This is a genomic window from Nonomuraea endophytica, from assembly GCF_014203235.1.
GTDB lineage: Bacteria > Actinomycetota > Actinomycetes > Streptosporangiales > Streptosporangiaceae > Nonomuraea > Nonomuraea endophytica.
In genome coordinates this window covers 67,134-84,703 of sequence record NZ_JACHIN010000007.1, presented here as the reverse complement: position 1 = coordinate 84,703, position 17,570 = coordinate 67,134, and the positions used below count along the sequence as shown (strand labels likewise).

Sequence of the window (17,570 nt, the reverse complement as noted above, 5' to 3'; positions counted from 1 at the left end):
ATGACAAACGCGGGCGAGACGTTCACTACCCTGGTCGGTAACCGTCGAGATGAGGCAGGAACGTGTCGTCCCAGCAGCCAGGTCAGCTCACCTTCGTAGCGCCCCGCCGGGCCAAGCCCGCGCGGCACCTGGCGGACCTGACGATGGCCGAGCGCCGCGCCGCCGTGGCCGAGCTCGGTGAGAAGCCGTTCCGCGCCGACCAGCTCTCGCGCCACTACTTCACGCACCTGACCACCGACGTCGAGGCGATGACCGACCTGCCGGCCCCGGCGAGGGAGAAGCTGTCGGCGTTGCTGCCGCCGTTGCTGAGCACGGTCCGCGAGCTCACCACCGACCGGGGCACCACCCGCAAGACGCTGTGGCGGCTGTTCGACGGCGCGCTGGTCGAGTCGGTGCTCATGCGCTACCCCGACCGCGCCACGATCTGTGTGTCGTCGCAGGCCGGATGCGGCATGAACTGCCCCTTCTGCGCCACCGGCCAGGCCGGCCTGACCCGCAACATGTCCACCGCGGAGATCGTCGAACAGGTCGTCGCCGGCGCCCGCACCATGGCCTCGGGCGAGGTGCCCGGCGGCCCAGGCCGGATCAACAACGTCGTCTTCATGGGCATGGGCGAGCCGCTCGCCAACTACAAGCAGGTCATCGGCGCCGTCCGCCGCATGGTCGACCCCGCCCCCGACGGCCTCGGCATCTCCGCGCGCGGCGTGACGGTCTCGACCGTCGGCCTCGTCCCGGCGATCGGCAAACTCGCCGACGAGGGACTGCCGGTGACGCTCGCGCTGTCGCTGCACGCGCCCGACGACGAACTGCGTGACACGCTGGTGCCGATCAACACACGCTGGAAGGTCGCCGAGGTGCTGGACGCCGCGTGGGCGTACGCGGCCAAGACGAAGCGCCGGGTGTCGATCGAGTACGCGCTGATCAAGGACATCAACGACCACGAGTGGCGGGCTGACCTGCTGGGCAAGCTGGTCAAGAACAAACTGGTGCACGTCAACCTGATCCCGCTCAACCCGACGCCGGGCTCCAAGTGGACGGCCTCGCGGCCGGAGGACGAGCTGGCTTTCGTCCGCCGCCTCCAGTTCCACGGCGTGCCGGTCACCGTCCGCGACACCCGCGGCCGCGAAATCGACGGCGCCTGCGGCCAACTCGCCGCCGCCGAGTAGACCTCCACCAATTCCAAGTCCGCGCCGTCCCTACCTTCCGGCCCGTCGTCTACCTCCAGGCCCGTCGTCTACCTCCAGGCCCGTCCCTGCCTCCAGGCCCGTCTCTATCTCCAGGCCTGCTGTCTCATTTATCGCTTTCTGCAGGCCTGCGGGTCTCTTTCTCCGGGCCTCGCCGTCGCGGCGCCGTCCGGCGCCGCTGTGTCTTTCTCCTGTCGCGGCCCTATCGCCCCGCTCTCTTCTCACGCCGCCCATCCGTTACGGCTCCGCCACCCCCACGCCACCCGCCGTCGTGCGCTGGCGTCGATCGGGGGGATCGCTTCTCACGTCGGACGTGGTCCCCGCCGCAACGGCCCCGTCGACCCGCGAAGGGGTGTAGGCCCGTAGGCTCGTCAGGGGCGGGAGCGGCGTAGCCACGTGTACCAGGCGAGGCCGGCCAGGCACCATGCCAGCGAGATGGCGCCCAGGGCCGGGAGGTCCGAGGGCAGGGCGCCCGATCCTGCCGCCTTCAGCCAGGCCGTGACCGGGACCGTCAGCCAGTAGGCCGGGGTGATGCTGATCAGCAGCATGGCCAGGTAGCCGAAGAGCAGGGCCATGATGGACAGGGCTGGGGAGGGCAGGATCACCCGGCTTGTCAGTGCGCCCAGTGTCAGTCCGGCCAATACGGCCAGTACGTGCAGGACTGTCACGGCGAACAGGACGTCGGTTGTCGGGCTGGCTTCCAGTCCCATCAGCAGGCCGCAGGCCAGGGCCAGGGTGGCGAAGACCGTGTTCACCGCCAAGGCCGCCAGGAGGCCGCCGGTCAGTTCGCGGGTGCGGGTTCCGGTTGTCGTGGCTGAGATGGCGCGTTGCTCGTCGGGTTCGGTGTCGAGCAGGGAACGGGTGGACCAGGCGAGCACCGGGATGATCAGCACCGCCGAGTCGGCCAGCGCGGCGGCCTCGGAGCCTACTGGGGCTCGGTTGGCATAGATGATCGCCATCATCACCAGGATCGGGATGAGCGCCTGGTAGACCCGATGCGACCGGACATATGCCGATATCCGGAACCTGGTCAACGCGATCACTGTGCCGCCTCCGTGGCCTCGTAACCTTCCGCGCGCATCCGCGCCAGAAACGCCCCCACCTCGCCACCGGGCACCCGAACCTCCACCACCACGCCGCCCTCCGAACCACCAACCCGCCCGGACGCCTCCGGACGCTCAAATCCCACCGGATGACCAACGTCCACGGTGGGTGCAAGGCCCATTGGGGGCGCAAGGCCTACGGCGGGAGCGGACAAAGTCGCCGGGTCAGATGCCGCCGCTTGACCGGACGCCTGCCCCCGGCCGGAGTCCGGCGTGTGGTTCGGGAGGAGATTGGCGGTCTGGCCAGGCGCGAGGCCAAGCGTGTGGTCCGGGACGAGGTCAGGCGTGTGGCCCGGCGCGTGCTCCTGGTCGGAACCCGGTGCGTGGTGCGACGCGGGATCGGGTGTCTGGTCCGGAGCGAGGTCTCTTTCGTGGTTTGGGGTGGGGATGTGCGGTTGGCTGGGTGGGATCGCTTGGGTGGTCCTTGGCGCAGTGGCCACGGGTGTGGGGGCTGGGGCTGGGTGCCGCAGCGGGGAGGGTTCTTTTAGGGTGCCGTCGGTCAGGGTCCAGTGGCGGAGGGAGGGGAGGGTGTGGAGGCCTGCCTCGTGGTCGCCTGCTACCACGATGGTGCCCTGGGACGCCAGTTCGGTCACGATGGCGGGTAGTGCTTCGCGGGTGTCGGAGTCCAGGCCGGCGAAGGGTTCGTCCAGGAGGAGCAGGCCTGGGTTGCACATGATTGCTTGGATCAGGGCGACTTTGTGGGCGCTGCCTTTGGAGAGTTCGCGGAGCGGGAGCCGTACGAGATGGGTGAGGTTGAGGCGGTCGGCCCACGGACGCCAGGTGGCGCCGCCTCGGATGCGGGCCATGTGGTCCAGGTAGGCGGAGACGGTGAAGGGCTGGGCCGTGGGGAGGTGGTCGGGGGCGTATCCGACGATCTTTGGGCGGGCGGATATTTTGCCGGTTGTGGGGTGGGTCAGGCCTGCCAGCAGGCGCAGCAATGTTGACTTGCCGGCGCCGTTCGGGCCGGTCAGCTCGATGACGTCGCCGGGGTTCAGGACGGTATCCGCGTTCCTGATCACGTCGGGGGCGCGCCGCCGGTAGCGGAACGAGACGTTGGACAGGTCCATAGTGATCCAACGGTAATGGAGTGGGTCGCATTCTCCGGATAAAGAGCCCCACAATGTAGACACCCCCTCAGCACATCTCAGGAGGACCGTCGCTTGAACCGCTTTCCACGCGTCATGGGTATGCGTTCAGGCTATGACCCCATCGACGTGGACTCGCTCATCAGCCGCATCGAGGCCACGCTTGGACGGGGCGGGCGTGAGCTGGTGCCGGTGACCGCCGATGAGGTTCGCCGGGCCACTTTTCGTGCTCGGCGCGGTGGCTACAACGAGACGGCGGTGGATTTCGCGCTGGAGGCGTTCGTCGTGGCGCTGGAGACGCGGGCGAAGGCGCCGGTGCCGCTTGCCATGACTGAGCCGACCGGGGAGATGCTGCGCGAGGAGTGGTTCGAGACGCAGGCGGCGCGGGTCGAGCGGGTGGCGTTCCGGTCGGGACGGATGGGGACCGGGTACAACGAGGACGAGATCGACGCTTTTCTGGATCGCATTGTGGCTACGTTGCGGGGTACTACCGACAACCCTCTGACTGGGCAGGCTGTGCGTGACGCCAAGTTCGCCACTGTGCTGGTCCGCCCTGGGTATTTGATCGCGGACGTCGACTCGTTCCTCGCGGGCATCGCCGACGTCCTGGACCAGCGCTACTGAACAGCGCCGGATCAAGCACTACTGAAACAGTGCTGGTGGTGCAGCGCAGTTGGATCAGCGTCGGTGCGGCGCTGGTGCTGGTGGTGCTGCGGTGCTGGTGCTGCGGCGGCGGTTGGGCGTTGGTGGTGTGGCGCTACAGGCTCAGCGTCGGTGGGGCGGTGGTGATGCGGCGCTGGGGCGATCGGTGGTGGTGGCGCGCTGCTGGATCAGCGTCGGTGCGGCGCTGGTGCTGGTGGTGCTGCGGTGCCGGTGGTGCGGCGGCGCTGGTGCGGGCGGGGGTGGTGGTGCGGCGCTACTGGGTCAGCGCCGATGCAGCGCTGGCGCGGCGCTGGTGGCGGTGGTCGTGCGGTGGTGCGCCCAATAACGCGGCCAGTAGCGCCCAATAGCGGGTCCAACACGCGCCCAATAGCGCGTCCGATAGCGGGTCCAATAACGGGGGCTGGTGGTGTGGGTGCTACTGGAGGGCGGTTAGGAGGCCGTGGAGGTCAGGCTGGGTGGTTTGGGGGATTGAGGGGTCGGCGGGGGTTTCGGCTAGGCGGTTGATCCAGATGCGGCGTAGGCCGAGTGCGTGGGCGGGGACCATGTCGTGGATGTAGCCCTGCGCGACGTGCACCCATTCAGACGGCTCGTGTGAGGAACGGAAGCGTTCGAAGTGGCCGAGGGATGGCTTGTAGCCTCCGGCATCCTCGGCGGTGATGACCGCGTCGAACGGTACGGGCAGTCGCCGCTGTGTCAGCCCGATGAGGTCGCGGTCGCAGTTGGTGAGCAGGGCCAAGCGCCATCCGGCCGAGCGCAGCGCGCCCAGTTCCGGGCCGACCTCGGGGTAGACGGGCCAGTAGGGGAGGGTGCGGGCGAGTATGCCGGCGTCGTCGGCGCCCAGGTCAAGGCCCTCGGTGGCGCAGGCTCGGCGGAGGGTCTCGGCCATCACCTCGCGGTAGAGCAGGGCAGGCGTCTCGGTCTGGACGGCCATCTCGTGCCGGTTGTAGGCGTCGAGGAGGCGGCCGCCGTATCCGGGGAAGAGTAGTTCGGCGCTGGTGGCGATCCCGTGACGCCAGTCCACCAGGGTCCCGAAGCAGTCGAATGTCACCCATCGCATGAGATCTCATAATGGGCCCTATGCCACTCACCGTGCGACCCATCGTCCCCGGCGATCTGGAACAGGTCGTCGAGATCCTGACCGCGAGCTGGGGCGACACCCATGTCATCGCGCTGACCTGGGGCGAGATGATCGATGCGAGTACGTTGCCCGGCTTCGTCGCGGTCGCCGACGGCGGCGGGATCGCCGGGCTGATCACCTACACCGAGCGCGACGGCAGTGTGGAGATCGTCACGATCGACGCCGTCGTCAGGGGCGCCGGGGTCGGCAGGGCGCTGCTGGACGCGGTACGCGAGCTTGCGCTGAAGCGTGGCATGCGCCGCCTGACGCTGATCACCACCAACGACAACACCCGGGCGCTGGCCTTCTACCAGCGATACGGCTTCGACCTGGTCGCCCTGCGCCGGGACGCGATCACCCGTACCCGTGAGCTCAAGCCGAGCATCCCGGAGCTGTCGGAGGACGGCATCCCGATCAGGCATGAGCTGGAGCTCGAGCTGCCTCTCGATTCCTGATCAGCGCCACGATCACCGAGGCCACCGGTGCGGCCAGGAACGCGCCGGTGATCCCGGCGACCACGCTGCCGACGGCGATGGCCAGCAGGATGACCGCGCCGGGCAGGTCGAGCGCTCTGCCGTAGATCTGCGGCGCCAGCACGTGGCCCTCCACCTGCTGCACGAGGATGGTGACGCCGACCACGATCAGCGCCACCAGCCAGCCCTTGGCCACGAACGCCACCACCGCGGCGAACAACCCGGCCATGAACGCCCCCACCACCGGCAGGAACGCCCCCACGAACGTCAGAACGGCCAGCGGCAGCGCGATCGGCACACCCAGGATCCACAGCGCGAGCCCGATGAAGAAGCCGTCCACGAGCCCGACCATCGCGATGCCCCGGATGTAGCGTCCGACGACGCTGAAGACGACGTGCCCGGCCTCGCGCAGGTGCGGCCTGGTCCTGACCGGCGCCAGGTCGGTCAGCCAGCCGAACAACCGGTCGCCGCCGTGGACGAAGTAGATGGCCAGGATGAGCGCCAGCACCGCGCCGATCACGATCTCTCCGGCCGTGCGGACCCCGGCGATCGCTCCGGTGGCGATGGAGCGCGACTGCTCGGCCAGGTACGCCTGGACCTGCTTGGACATCTCCGAGAGCCGGGTGTCGTCGAGTCCCAGCGAGCGGGCGAAGTTGTGGAGGTCGTCGACCGCCTTGCCGAGGCTGTCCCGTAGCTGCCCGAGCCCGTCGACGGTGGCCGGGACGAGGAGCCAGAAGAAGGCCCCGCCGATCACCAGCGCGCCCAGGCAGACCACGGTGGTGGCCAGGCCCCGGTTCAGCCCTTTGCCCCGCAGCCAGGTGAACGGCGGCAGGAGCAGGGCCGTGATGAACACCCCGATGATCACCGAGATGGCGACCGTCCGGACGAACCAGACGCAGTAGAGGATCACCGCGATCAGCGCGATCCATCCGAGCACCCGCCATGGCTTCATGATCAGGGCGTTCCCACGGTCGGCGCCGCCCAATCAGTGCTGGGTGCGCTTGGCCTCCTCGTAGGCGGCGCGGGCCGGGCTGCCGACCTCGGCGACCGGCACGTCCCACCAGGCCTCGGAGGCGGGCGCGTCCACGTGCGGGTCGGCCTTCACGTAGATGACGGTGGTCTCGTCGGCCGCCCGCGCGCTCTCCAGTGCCTTGCGCAGGTCGTCGGCGGTCTCGGCGCGGATCACGTGCGCGCCCAGGCTGGCGGCGTTGGCGGCCAGGTCGACCGGCAGCGGCCCGCCGTCGTAGCGGCCGGAGCCCCGGTAGCGGTAGGCGGTGCCGAGCCGTTCGGCGCCCACGCTCTCCGACAGCCGGCCGATCGAGGCGAACCCGGAGTTGTCGACCAGCACCACGATCAGCTTGACGCCCTCGGCGACCGCGGTGACGAGCTCCTGGGCCATCATCAGGTAGGAGCCGTCGCCGACCAGCACGAACACCTCGCGCTCCGGCACGGCCAGCTTGACGCCGAGCCCGCCGGCGATCTCGTAGCCCATGCAGGAGTAGCCGTACTCGACGTGGTAGGAGCCGGGGCCGCTGGGGCGCCACATCTTGTGCAGGTCGCCGGGCATCGAACCGGCCGCGCACACCACCACGCCGTCCTCGCCGGCCGCGGCGTTGACCGCGCCGATGATGGCGGGCTGGGGCAGGGGTGTGCCGTCCAGCGCGTAGGCGGCGTCGACCTGGGCGTCCCAGGCGCGGTTCAGCTCGGCGGTCATGGTGCGGTAGACGCCGGCCGTACCCCAGCCGTCGAGGGCTTGGGCGAGGTCGGCCAGGCCCGCGCGGGCGTCGGCCACCAACTGCAGGCCCGACAGCTTGGCCGCGTCGAAGGCGGTGACGTTGAGGTTGACGACCTGCGCGTCCTGGTCGAACAGTGAGCGCGAGGCGGTGGTGAAGTCGCTGTAGCGGGTGCCGACGCCGATGATCAGGTCGGCCTCGCGGGCGAGCGCGTTGGCCGCGGTGGTGCCGGTCGCGCCGACCGCGCCGACCGCCAGCGGGTGACCGTACGGCAGCGCGCCCTTGCCGGCCTGGGTCTCGGCGACCGGCACACCATAGCGTTCGGCGAAGGCGCGCAGCTCCTCTGTCGCCTCGCTGTAGATCACCCCGCCGCCCGCGACGATGAGCGGCCGGGCCGAGCGCCTGATCAGCTCGGCGGCGCGGGCGAGCGCGGCGGGTTCCGGCCGAGGCCGGCCGATGTGCCACACCCGGCGCCCGAACAGTTCCTCCGGCCAGTCCCACGCCTCCGCCTGCACGTCCTGCGGCAGCGCCAGCGTCACCGCGCCGGTCTCGGCCGGGTCGGTGAGCACCCGCATCGCCGCGAGCAACGCGGACGGAAGCTGCTCGGGCCGGTTGATCCGATCCCAGTAGCGCGAGACCGGCTTGAAGGCGTCGTTGACCGACAGGTCGTAGGAGCGCGGATCCTCCAGCTCCTGCAGCACCGGGTTGGCCACGCGGGTGGCGAACACGTCCCCCGGCAGCAGCAGCACCGGCAGCCGGTTGATGGTCGCGCCCGCCGCCGCGGTGATCATGTTGGTGGCGCCGGGACCGACCGAGGTGGTGCAGGCGAGCGTCCGCAGCCGGTTGCTCGCCCGCGCGTAGCCCGCCGCCGCGTGCACCATGGCCTGCTCGTTCCTGCTCAGCAGGTACGGCAGCGCCGCCTCCGTGGCCAGCGCCTGCCCGAGCCCAGCCACGTTCCCGTGCCCGAAGATCCCGAAGATCCCGCCGAACATCCGGTGCTCGGCGCCGTCGCGCTCAGTGTGCTGGGCGGCGAGGAAACGGAGGGTCGCCTGGGCGACGGTCAGCCGGATCATGAGGTCCTCCCGAACGGCAGCCGAGGGTCGACCTCCTGACCGTCCCACGTGCCGCGGATCCAGGCGTGGCGCGGGTCGTCGCAGAAGGCCATGGAACGCTCGCCGGACGGCCCGGCGAGCACGTTGAGGTAGTAGAGGTCGTAGCCGGGGGCGGCCATCGACGGCCCGTGGTAGCCGTAGGGGACGAGCACCACGTCGCCGGGTGCGACCTCGGCCAGGGTGTCGACGTGTCCGCGTTCGGAGGTGTAGACGCGCTGGTAGCCGGGGCCGCCCTCGAAGTAGTAGATCTCCTCCAGCACGGCCTCGCCCGGGTTGGCGGTGTCGTGCTTGTGGGGCGGGTAGGACGACCAGTTGCCGCCCGGCGTGAGCACCTCGACGGCCACGAGCTTGTCGCACTCGAAGGCGGACGGGGAGCAGAAGTTGTTGACCTGCCTGCTGGCCACGCCCGCGCCCCTGATCTCGACCGGGACCCGGTCGGCCGGGACGTGCCGCGGCTCCAGCCGCCGGGTGGCGCGCGCGGCGGGCAGCGCGATCCGGCCGGTGCCCCGCAGGATCACCTCGGTGTGGATCGGCAGGTACGCGAAGTCGCTGGGCCCGGCGAAGACCGAAGGGCGGCCTGCCAGGTGGAAGGTGGTGGTGCCGCCTTCGACCGGGGCGGCGAAGGTGACCGCGCAGGAGCCGGACAGCGGCAGGACGAGCATCTCCTCCTCGCCGGTGTCGAAGGCGACCGGGGTGTCGTCGGTCAGGTCGGCCACGCGCAGCGCCGAGTAGGTCCAGCCGGCCAGCTCGGGGGTGATCTCCACGGACCAGGGGCCCGAGGCGGCCTTGCCGTACGGGATGTGGGTCATCGTGAGGCCTCCCTGACCAGGGTCGCGGCGCCGTCCACGGCGGCGGCGACGTCGTCGTCAGGAGGGTAGAGCAACGTACGGCCGACGACGAGGCCGCGCACGCCCGGCAGTTCCAGGGCGCGGCCCCAGTCGGCGAAGGCGGCGTCGATGTCCGGCGGGTCGCCGCCGAGCAGGAGGGCGGGCAGCGTGGTGGCGGCCATGACCCGCTCCATCTCGGGGATCGCCGGGATCTTCAGCCAGGTGTAGGCGGAGGTGGTGCCGAGCGCCTGGCCGACGCTGATGGCCCGGATGACCGCCTCGGGCGAGAGGTCGTTGCGGACGGGGCCGCCGTTGGCCCGGCTGGACCAGAACGGCTCGACCATCGCCACGAGCCGCCGCTTGGCCAGGTCGGTGACGGCGTGCGCGCACGACTCCAGCGTGGCGACGGTGGCGTGGTCGGCCGGGTCGATGCGGCACAGCATCTTGCCGCCGTCCAGGCGCATGGCGTCGATGGCGGCGGCGTCGAAGCCGGTGAACCTGTCGTCCAGCTCGAAGACGGCGCCCTGGATGCCGGCGCGGTTCATGGAGCCGAAGGCCAGCTTGCCCTCCAGCGCGCCGAGCAGCAGCAGGTCCTCCAGCACGTCGGGGGCGGCCAGGATGCCGTGCACGCCGGGCCGTTCCAGCGCGAGTTGCAGGCGGTCGAGCAGGTCGGGGCGGCTGGCCATGGCGAACGGCCGGTCGCGCACGCCGAGCGAGCCGCGGGCCGGGTGGTCGGCGGCGATGATCATCAGCCGCTCGCCGTCGGTGGGCAGCCCGCGCCGCTGCCGCCTGGCCGCCGCGTGCGCGATCTCCTCAGGCCGGGTCGCCCGGATCCTGGTGAGCCGCTCGTAGCGGTCGGCCCTGGTGAGCGTCAGATCTGTCATGCGCGGCCTTCCATCAGCTGGGTCACCTCGTCGGTCGTGGGCATGGCGTCGGCGCAGGCCAGCCTGGCGGCGACGAAGGCTCCGGCGGCGTTGGCGAAGCGGATCGTGCGCTCCAGCGGCCAGCCGCGCAGCAGGCCCAGGCAGATCGCGCCGCCGAAGGCGTCACCGGCGCCGATGCCGTTGACGACCTCGACCTCGACCGGCTCGGCCAGCGCCGTCTCGGTACGGCTGCGCGCGAAGACCCCCTTGGGCCCCATCTTCACGATCGCCACCTTCACCCCGGCGTCGAGCAGCGCCTGCGCGGCGGCCTCCGGGTCGCGGGTGCCGACGGCCACCTCGACCTCGTCCAGGTTGCCCACGGCGACGTCGGCCAGCGGGAGCACCTGGCGGACCGCCTCCTCGGCGGGTCCCTTCCACAGCGTGGGCCGGTAGTCGAGGTCGAAGACGGTCCAGCCGGCGTCTCCTCGGGCGGCCAGGGCGGCGGCGTGGGCGGCCCGGCTGGGCTCCATGCTCAGCCCGGTGGCGCTGAACCAGAAGACCTTGGCGGCCCTGATCGCGTCGAGGTCGAGGGACTCGGGCGGGACGCGCAGGTCCGGCGGGTGCTCGCCGCGGTAGAAGTAGATCGGGAAGTGGTCGGGCGGGAAGATCTCGCAGAAGGTCACGGGGGTGGTCGCCTCGGCGAAGGTGGCGACGTAGCGGTTGTCCACGCCGAAACCCGCGATGGCCGAGCGCACGTAGTCGCCGAACGGGTCGGCGCCGACCGCGGTGATCACCGCCGAGCTCAGGCCGTGGCGCGCGGCCGCGACGGCCACGTTGGTCGGGCTGCCGCCGAGGAACTTGCCGAAGCTCTCGACCTGGGCCAGTCCGACGCCTGTTTGCAGCGGATAGACGTCGACGCCGCAGCGGCCGATCGTGATCAGATCGAACAAGCTACCTCCCGAGACTCGGACCTAGCATGGCATATTGTCATGACATTCTGATGTCCGCTATGTTGCAAATTACGTCCTGCCCGAAACCCGCATATACCCCCTTTTAGGACGTTCTGGAGGGTTCGCATGAGATTGCGAAAAATCTCGGCTGTCGCCGTCCTGGCCCTGTCGGCCGCCGCCTGCGGCCAGTCGTCCGGCGGCGGCGGTGACACCATCGAGCTGACGATCACCCAGAACGCGATCGCCGGCGGCAAGAACGCCAAGGGCGCCGAGTACATCGCGAAGTGGGTCATCCCCCAGTTCGAGGCGGCCCAGAAGGCGAAAGGGAAGGACGTCAAGGTCAAGTTCATCCCGAGCGGGGTCGACGACGAGCAGTACAAGACCAAGCTCTCCCTGGACCTGAAGTCCGGCAAGGGGGCGGACGTCCTCGACATCGACGGCATCTGGATGGGCGAGTTCGCCGAGGCCGGCTACATCAAGCCGCTGGCCGAGGTCGCCGGCCCCGAGGCGGAGTCCTGGGACGGCTGGAGCCAGATCCCCGAAGCGGTCCAGGGCCTGGCCACCTTCAGCGGCAAGAAGTACGCGCTGCCCGTCGGCACCGACGGCCGCGTCCTGTACTTCAACAAGACGCTCATGACCAAGGCGGGCCTGCCCGCCGACTGGCAGCCGAAGAGCTGGCAGGAGATCATCGACGCCGGCACCAAGCTGAAGGCCGCGGGCGTGCCCGTGCCGATCCAGATCAACGCCGGCACCGCGATGGGCGAGGCCACCTCCATGCAGGGCGTGCTCCCGCTGCTGGCAGGCGCCGGCGGCGAGGTGCAGAAGGACGGCAAGTGGACCGGCGCCGCCCAGCCGCTCAAGGACGCGCTCGGCCTCTACCAGAAGATCTACTCCCAGGGCCTCGGTGACCCCAAGCTCCAGCAGGAGGCCAAGGGCCGCGACAAGTCCTTCGCCCAGTTCGCCGAAGGCAAGATCGGCATCCTGATGGAGGGCGACTACTTCTGGCGCGGCGTCATCAACCCCACCGACGGCGTGGCCAAGATGGCCGACCGCGACCAGACCGTCGGCTACGCGAAGATCCCCGCGATGGAGCCCGGCAAGGGCCTGCGGAGCCAGGACTTCGTCAGCATGTCCGGCGGCGCGCTGCGCACGCTCAACCCCAACAGCAAGCACCCCAAGGAAGCCTTCGAACTGCTCGCCTTCACGCTCTCCGCCGAGGGACTGAAGGAGGAGACCAAGAACGGCAACGTGCGCATCACCCCGCGCACCGACGTCAACAAGGAGATCCTGGCCGGCGACCCGCTGCTCGCTTACATCTCCGAAGAGGTGCTCCCGCTGACCGCCTACCGCCCGCCGGTCGCGCTCTACCCGCAGGTCTCCACGGCCCTGCAGGAGGCCACGGCCGCCGTGGTGAGCGGGAAGACGCCGGACGAGGCCGCCGCCGAGTACCAGAAGAAGCTCGAAGGAATAGCCGGTGGCGCTGGCAACATCGCCTCCTGAGGCCCCGGCGCCCCCGGACAGGAAGACCTACAGCTCTGACGCGGCCGGTCTCGGCCGCGTCAGGGCGTCGGTCTTCGCCGCGCCCGCGCTCCTGCTCATCGCGGTCTTCCTGGTCTTTCCGGCGCTCTGGGTGCTCTACCTCAGCATCACCAACTACCGCCTCAGCGGGGTCGAGGCCCGCGACCCGCAGGTCGTCGGCCTCGACAACTTCTTCAACGCGCTGGTCAGCGGCAAGTTCTGGAACTCGACCTGGCTGACCGTGGAGTTCGTGCTCGGCTCGGCCGTCATCGGCCAGGTCGTGCTCGGCTTCACCATCGCGTGGCTGATGCGCGACCGGACCGGCCCGCTCAAGCGCCTGGTCGAGGGCCTGGTCATCCTCGCCTGGATCCTGCCGAGCGCCGTGGTGTCGTTCCTGTGGGTGGCGCTGCTCGACCGCGACGGCGGCACGCTGAACCTGCTGCTTGGCATCCCCGGCTTCGCCTGGCTGCTCGACTACCCGATGCTGTCGATCATCGTCTTCAACACCTGGCGCGGCACCGCGTTCTCGATGATGTTGTACGGCGCCGCCCTCGGCAACGTGCCGCCCTCGCACCTGGAGAGCGCCCGCCTGGCCGGAGCCTCCGGCTGGCAGCAGTTGCGCGACGTCGTCTTCCCGCACATCCGCGGCCACATCCTGACCAACCTGCTGCTGATCAGCCTGTGGACGTTCAACGACTTCACCCCGTTCATGCTCACCGCCGGAGGGCCGGACGGGAAGACCGAGATCCTCGCCGTCTACGTCTACAAGGAGGCCCTGATCGGCGGGAACCTCGGCGTCGGCGCGGCCATCTCCGCGATCATCCTGCTGATCAACCTCGTGGTCGCCGTGTTCTACCTGCGGCTGCTGAGGAGGAAGTCATGAGCCCGCGGCGCGTACTCGGCCGGATCGGCTTCTACACGCTGATCGCCGTGGTGCTGGCCTTCTTCAGCGTGCCGCTGCTGTGGCTGGCCACGGCCCCGTTCACCAGCGACCCGACCTACGAGGTGTCGCTGCCCGACTTCACGCTCGCCAACTTCCGGGCGATCCTGGAGCATCCGTACGCGCTCGGGTCGCTCTACAACTCGCTGATCCTGGCCGTCGGCACCGCGTTGCTGGTCGTGCTGTTCGCGGCGCTGGCCGCGTACGCGCTGAGCCGGGTGCGCATCCCGGGCCGGGACGGGCTCCTCTACGCGCTCCTGCTGCTGTCGTCGATCATCACCGGCACGGCGGCGATGGTGCCGATCTACCAGCTCGCGGTCGAGCTGAACCTCATCGACACCCATCTCGGCGTCATCCTCATCCTCACCGGCGGCCTGCTGCCCGCGGCGATCTTCATGCTCAAGGACTTCATGGACACCACGCCGAAGTCCTACGAGGAGTCGGCGCGGGTCTTCGGGGCCTCGCCGCTGCAGATCGTGCGGCACGTGGTGGTCCCGCTGGTACGGCCGGGCCTGGCGACCATCGCCGTGTGGGCGATCGCCAACGTGTGGGGCAACTTCCTCATGCCGTACCTGCTGTTCAGCAGTGACCCGGAGAACCAGCCGGCCGCGGTGATCATCTATACGCTCTACACCGAGGGCGGCCAGGCCAACCTGCAGTTGCTGTCGACCTTCGGCCTCCTCTACTCGGTGCCGGTGGTGCTCATGTACCTGTTCGTCAGCAAGAAGTACGGCTTCCGCTTCCACGGAGGGATCAAGCGCTGATGTCGGCCATCGAACTGCGCGGCCTCACCAAGGTCTACCCCGGGGGCGTCCGAGCGCTCGACGCCCTCGACCTGGTCATCCCCGACGGCGAGTTCTTCGCCCTGCTGGGCCCGTCCGGCTGTGGCAAGACCACGCTGCTGCGCACCATCGCCGGGCTGGAGACGGCCACCTCCGGCTCCGTCGTCCTCGGCGAGCGCGACGTGACCAACATCCAGCCGGGCGCCCGCGACCTGGCGATGGTCTTCCAGGACTACGCGCTCTTCCCGCACATGGACGTCACCGACAACATCGCCTACCCGCTGCGCATCAAGAAGGTCGCCAAGGCCGCGCGCGGCGACAAAGCCCGCGAGGTCGGCGAACGGCTGGGCCTGGCCCAGCTCATGGATCGGCGCCCCGGCCAGCTGTCCGGCGGCCAGCAGCAGCGCGTGGCGCTGGCCAGGGTGATGGCCACGCAGGCGCGGGCGTTCCTGTTCGACGAGCCGCTGTCCAACCTCGACGCCCGGCTGCGGCTGGAGGCGCGCACGTTCCTCAAGCGGCTGCAGCGCGAACTCGGCGTCACCACCGTCTTCGTCACCCACGACCAGGCCGAGGCGCTGGCGATGGCCGACCGGATGGCGGTCATGGAGGCCGGGCACATCCGCCAGGTCGGCACCCCGGCCGAGGTGTTCCAGCGGCCCATCAACACCTTCGTCGCCTCCTTCATCGGCTCCACGCCGATGAACCTGCTTGACGCCGTCGTACGGGGCGACAGTCTGGAGGTGTCCGGATGCAAGGTGGCCGTCCCCGAGTCGGCCGCCGGTCTGCTCACCGACGGGGAGAAGATCGTGTACGGCGTGCGTCCCGAGTACATGTCCTACTCCGCCGGGCCCGCGGAGGGCGCGCTGGGCGGGAAGGTGTCGATCGTGGAGAACCTGGGGGCGTCCCACCTGGTGACGCTGGAGGTCGGGACGGCCTCGGTGCAGGCGGTGGTGCCTGAGGGCCGCGAGCCCGTGCCCGGCGACGACGGCTACGCGCTGCCCCGGGCCGACCGCGCGCTGGCCTACCGCGACGGCGACCTGGTCGCGGCCGGACGCGGGGGTACGGAGGCCGGGGCGTGAGCGTGATCAGAGGACACTGGTCGCTGGACGACCGGCTGGAGCGCATGCTGCGCGAGGTGCCGTTCGAGGTGCCCGAGGGGGCGCGGTCGGTGACCGTGCGGTTGTCCTACGACAGGGCGCAGGGCGTGATCGACCTGGGCTGCGGCGCGCCGTCGGGCTTCCGCGGCTGGTCGGGCGGCGCCCGGGACGAGTACACCATCACCACGGAATGGGCGACGCCCGGCTACCTCCCGGGCCCCGGGTATCTGCCGGGGGCGGCGGCCGTGACGGGGGGTGGGCTGGAGGCGGGGATCTGGCACGTGTGGCTCCGTCTGCACCGCATCCCGCCCGAGGGCCTGGATTACACGCTGGAGATCGAGACCTCCCCCCAGATCCCGAAATTTCCGGACACCCCAGAGCCAGTCATGGGCGCGCGCCCGCCCCGCCGCGACATTCCGGATTTTTCAGGAATGCGGTGGTACGCGGGTGACTTCCACGCCCACACCGTCCACAGCGACGGCACCCTGACCATCCCCGAACTGGCCGAGCTGGCCGCCTCACGCGGCCTGGACTTCCTGGCCGTCACCGACCACAACACCGTCAGCCACCACCCCTGGCTCGCCAAGACGGACCGGGGCATCACGCTCATCCCCGGCCAGGAGGTCACCACCGACCGAGGCCACGCCAACGTCTTCGGCGACGTCGGCTGGGTCGACTTCCGCGAGCCCGCCGACTCCTGGGCCGAGCACGCGCGCGAGCGCGGCGGCCTGATGTCGGTCAACCACCCGCTCGGCGGCGACTGCGCCTGGCTGCTGCCGATCGAGCGGCGCCCGCAGGTGGCCGAGGTGTGGAGCTCCGGCTGGTGGGATCGCCGTTGGGGCGCCCCGCTGGCCTGGGCCGACGCCTGGCGTGACGACGTGATCGCGATCGGCGGCAGCGACTTTCACCGCCACGGCAGCGACGGCCTGCCCGGCGCGCCCACCACGTGGGTGCTGGCCGAGGACCCGAGCCTGATCCTCGACGCCGTGGCCGCCGGGCGCACCGCCGTCTCGGCCGGCCCGGACGCGCCCCTGCTGCTGCGGCTCGGCGACGAACTTCTCGCGCTCGACGCCGACGGCCTGGTCCTGGTCCGCCCCGACGGGCGCCGTCAGGTGATCAGGGGCGAGCGCGTGCTGGTTTCCGGTACGGCGGGCCGGCACCGCCTGGAGACCTACGAGAACGAAGTGATGGCTCTATGTGCGTGACGGGAGAGAGGCACTCATGCGCGTGACACGGATCGCCAACGCCCCCGTGAGCTTCGGGGTGTTCGAGCTGAGCGACGGGCCCGCGCCCCTGAGCGCCGACGAGATGGTCGCGGCGCTCGCCGAGGCCGGTTACCAGGGCATCGACCTGGGGCCGATCGGGTTCCTCGGGACCGGCCCAGATTTCGCTCAGCGGCTGTCGGCGGCCGGGTTCCTGCTGGCCGGTGGGTGGGCGGACCTGCGCTACGGCGACGCCGATGGGTTCGCCGCCGGGTTGCCCGCGCTGGACGCCACGCTCGACGTCTTCGACGCGGCGCCGCCGTACGAGGAAGGCTTCGCGCCGCGACCGACGCTCGGCGAGTCGGGATCGCCCGCGCGCTTCGCCCGGCCCGGCGGGAACGCGCCCGGGCTGGAGGCGGGCGAGTGGGCCGGGTACGCCAAGCGTGTGCAGGAGGCGGTCGACCGCTGCCGCGCCCGAGGCTACGAACCGGTCTTCCACCACCACCTCGGCACCAACGTGGAGACCACAGAAGAGATCGAACGCCTGCTGGAGCTCACCGACGCCCAGCTCTGCCTCGACACCGGGCACCTGCTGCTGGCCGGTGGCGATCCGGTGAAGGCGCTGCGCGAGTGGCGCGGGCGGATCGGGCAGGTGCACGTCAAGGACGGCGATCCCGCGATCCTGGCCGAAGCGCTGGACGACGGCGCCGACCTGCGGGAGATCATGGGCCGCGGCGGGTTCAGCGCTTTGGGCCGCGGCGTCCTCGACCTGCCCGGCGTCGTGCGGGCGCTGGACGAGATCGGCTACCGGGGCTGGATCGTCGTCGAGCAGGACACCCTGCCGGGACGCCGCCCGATCGCCGGCGTCATCGCCGACCAGGCCGCGAACCTGGCCAAGCTGAAGGACCTGGGGCTGTGAGG

General features: G+C 70.4%; 18 protein-coding genes. 10 read left to right on the top strand and 8 right to left on the bottom strand.

Annotated features, from left to right (window positions below; all coding sequences use genetic code 11):
• The first annotated feature begins 62 nt into the window (after positions 1-62).
• A complete protein-coding gene (gene rlmN / locus HNR40_RS25470; protein WP_184965530.1) occupies positions 63-1,166 on the top strand; it encodes a dual-specificity RNA methyltransferase RlmN in 1,104 nt (367 codons plus the stop codon).
• A 389-nt stretch (positions 1,167-1,555) separates the two neighbouring features.
• On the opposite strand, the gene HNR40_RS25465 is transcribed toward rlmN, so the two are convergent.
• Together HNR40_RS25465 and HNR40_RS54925 are read right to left on the bottom strand one after the other, a co-directional pair.
• Positions 1,556-2,227, bottom strand: coding sequence for a hypothetical protein (locus tag HNR40_RS25465; RefSeq protein WP_184965529.1), 672 nt, complete (start codon positions 2,225-2,227; stop codon positions 1,556-1,558).
• The gene (locus HNR40_RS54925) at positions 2,224-3,354 is read right to left on the bottom strand and encodes an ABC transporter ATP-binding protein (protein WP_184965528.1); all 1,131 of its coding nucleotides are present in this window, start codon (positions 3,352-3,354) and stop codon (positions 2,224-2,226) included. The genes HNR40_RS25465 and HNR40_RS54925 overlap by 4 nt, the downstream gene beginning before the upstream one ends.
• Before the next feature lie 93 nt (positions 3,355-3,447).
• Between HNR40_RS54925 and HNR40_RS25455 the strand changes: the two genes are divergently transcribed.
• Positions 3,448-3,996 (top strand): DivIVA domain-containing protein, encoded by a 549-nt coding sequence (locus HNR40_RS25455; protein ID WP_184965526.1) that lies wholly within the window; start codon positions 3,448-3,450, stop codon positions 3,994-3,996.
• A 29-nt stretch (positions 3,997-4,025) separates the two neighbouring features.
• A complete protein-coding gene (locus HNR40_RS25450) occupies positions 4,026-4,382 on the top strand; it encodes a hypothetical protein (RefSeq protein WP_184965525.1) in 357 nt (118 codons plus the stop codon).
• A 68-nt stretch (positions 4,383-4,450) separates the two neighbouring features.
• Here the strand turns inward: HNR40_RS25450 and HNR40_RS25445 are convergent, their stop codons facing one another.
• Complete coding sequence (locus HNR40_RS25445; RefSeq protein WP_221340819.1) at positions 4,451-5,092, bottom strand: HAD family hydrolase; 642 nt, start codon at positions 5,090-5,092, stop codon at positions 4,451-4,453.
• Positions 5,093-5,112: 20 nt separating this feature from the next.
• On the opposite strand from HNR40_RS25445, the gene HNR40_RS25440 reads away from it, so the two are divergent.
• Positions 5,113-5,607 carry a GNAT family N-acetyltransferase gene (locus tag HNR40_RS25440; protein ID WP_184965524.1) on the top strand — a complete coding sequence of 165 codons (495 nt, stop codon included), beginning with the start codon at positions 5,113-5,115 and terminating at the stop codon, positions 5,605-5,607.
• Here HNR40_RS25440 and HNR40_RS25435 read toward each other — a convergent pair.
• The 5 genes from HNR40_RS25435 to iolC are packed head-to-tail and all read right to left on the bottom strand — an operon-like array spanning position 5,567 to position 11,110.
• Positions 5,567-6,577, bottom strand: coding sequence for an AI-2E family transporter (locus HNR40_RS25435; protein WP_221340818.1), 1,011 nt, complete (start codon positions 6,575-6,577; stop codon positions 5,567-5,569). The genes HNR40_RS25440 and HNR40_RS25435 overlap by 41 nt on opposite strands.
• Positions 6,578-6,610: 33 nt before the next feature.
• Positions 6,611-8,431, bottom strand: coding sequence for a 3D-(3,5/4)-trihydroxycyclohexane-1,2-dione acylhydrolase (decyclizing) (iolD, locus tag HNR40_RS25430; protein ID WP_184965523.1), 1,821 nt, complete (start codon positions 8,429-8,431; stop codon positions 6,611-6,613).
• The gene (iolB, locus tag HNR40_RS25425; RefSeq protein ID WP_184965522.1) at positions 8,428-9,279 is read right to left on the bottom strand and encodes a 5-deoxy-glucuronate isomerase; all 852 of its coding nucleotides are present in this window, start codon (positions 9,277-9,279) and stop codon (positions 8,428-8,430) included. The genes iolD and iolB overlap by 4 nt, the downstream gene beginning before the upstream one ends.
• Positions 9,276-10,181 (bottom strand): Cgl0159 family (beta/alpha)8-fold protein, encoded by a 906-nt coding sequence (locus HNR40_RS25420; protein ID WP_184965521.1) that lies wholly within the window; start codon positions 10,179-10,181, stop codon positions 9,276-9,278. Before HNR40_RS25420 ends, iolB begins: the two co-directional genes overlap by 4 nt.
• On the bottom strand, positions 10,178-11,110 hold the full coding sequence (iolC, locus tag HNR40_RS25415) for a 5-dehydro-2-deoxygluconokinase (protein WP_184965520.1): 933 nt from the start codon (positions 11,108-11,110) through the stop codon (positions 10,178-10,180). The genes HNR40_RS25420 and iolC overlap by 4 nt, the downstream gene beginning before the upstream one ends.
• Positions 11,111-11,236: 126 nt before the next feature.
• Here iolC and HNR40_RS25410 point away from each other — a divergent pair, with 126 nt between their 5' ends.
• The 6 genes from HNR40_RS25410 to HNR40_RS25385 are packed head-to-tail and all read left to right on the top strand — an operon-like array spanning position 11,237 to position 17,568.
• The gene (locus HNR40_RS25410) at positions 11,237-12,610 is read left to right on the top strand and encodes an extracellular solute-binding protein (RefSeq protein ID WP_184965519.1); all 1,374 of its coding nucleotides are present in this window, start codon (positions 11,237-11,239) and stop codon (positions 12,608-12,610) included.
• On the top strand, positions 12,585-13,511 hold the full coding sequence (locus tag HNR40_RS25405) for a carbohydrate ABC transporter permease (RefSeq protein ID WP_184965518.1): 927 nt from the start codon (positions 12,585-12,587) through the stop codon (positions 13,509-13,511). Before HNR40_RS25410 ends, HNR40_RS25405 begins: the two co-directional genes overlap by 26 nt.
• Positions 13,508-14,332, top strand: a complete 825-nt coding sequence (locus tag HNR40_RS25400) for a carbohydrate ABC transporter permease (protein WP_184965517.1) — start codon at positions 13,508-13,510, stop codon at positions 14,330-14,332. Before HNR40_RS25405 ends, HNR40_RS25400 begins: the two co-directional genes overlap by 4 nt.
• Positions 14,332-15,429 (top strand): ABC transporter ATP-binding protein, encoded by a 1,098-nt coding sequence (locus tag HNR40_RS25395; protein ID WP_184965516.1) that lies wholly within the window; start codon positions 14,332-14,334, stop codon positions 15,427-15,429. Before HNR40_RS25400 ends, HNR40_RS25395 begins: the two co-directional genes overlap by 1 nt.
• A complete protein-coding gene (locus HNR40_RS25390) occupies positions 15,426-16,652 on the top strand; it encodes a CehA/McbA family metallohydrolase (protein ID WP_312896504.1) in 1,227 nt (408 codons plus the stop codon). Before HNR40_RS25395 ends, HNR40_RS25390 begins: the two co-directional genes overlap by 4 nt.
• Before the next feature lie 16 nt (positions 16,653-16,668).
• Positions 16,669-17,568, top strand: coding sequence for a sugar phosphate isomerase/epimerase family protein (locus tag HNR40_RS25385; RefSeq protein ID WP_184965515.1), 900 nt, complete (start codon positions 16,669-16,671; stop codon positions 17,566-17,568).
• Positions 17,569-17,570 lie beyond the last annotated feature (2 nt).

Bases quoted from the DNA above. Each gene is read 5' to 3' on its own strand.
- HNR40_RS54925 (WP_184965528.1), bottom strand. From the start codon at position 3,354: ATGGACCTGTCCAACGTCTCGTTCCGCTACCGGCGGCGCGCCCCCGAC.
- HNR40_RS25445 (WP_221340819.1), bottom strand. From the start codon at position 5,092: ATGCGATGGGTGACATTCGACTGCTTCGGGACCCTGGTGGACTGGCGT.
- HNR40_RS25440 (WP_184965524.1), top strand. From the start codon at position 5,113: ATGCCACTCACCGTGCGACCCATCGTCCCCGGCGATCTGGAACAGGTC.
- HNR40_RS25435 (WP_221340818.1), bottom strand. From the start codon at position 6,577: ATGAAGCCATGGCGGGTGCTCGGATGGATCGCGCTGATCGCGGTGATC.
- iolD (WP_184965523.1), bottom strand. From the start codon at position 8,431: ATGATCCGGCTGACCGTCGCCCAGGCGACCCTCCGTTTCCTCGCCGCC.
- iolB (WP_184965522.1), bottom strand. From the start codon at position 9,279: ATGACCCACATCCCGTACGGCAAGGCCGCCTCGGGCCCCTGGTCCGTG.
- HNR40_RS25420 (WP_184965521.1), bottom strand. From the start codon at position 10,181: ATGACAGATCTGACGCTCACCAGGGCCGACCGCTACGAGCGGCTCACC.
- HNR40_RS25410 (WP_184965519.1), top strand. From the start codon at position 11,237: ATGAGATTGCGAAAAATCTCGGCTGTCGCCGTCCTGGCCCTGTCGGCC.
- HNR40_RS25400 (WP_184965517.1), top strand. From the start codon at position 13,508: ATGAGCCCGCGGCGCGTACTCGGCCGGATCGGCTTCTACACGCTGATC.
- HNR40_RS25395 (WP_184965516.1), top strand. From the start codon at position 14,332: ATGTCGGCCATCGAACTGCGCGGCCTCACCAAGGTCTACCCCGGGGGC.
- HNR40_RS25385 (WP_184965515.1), top strand. From the start codon at position 16,669: ATGCGCGTGACACGGATCGCCAACGCCCCCGTGAGCTTCGGGGTGTTC.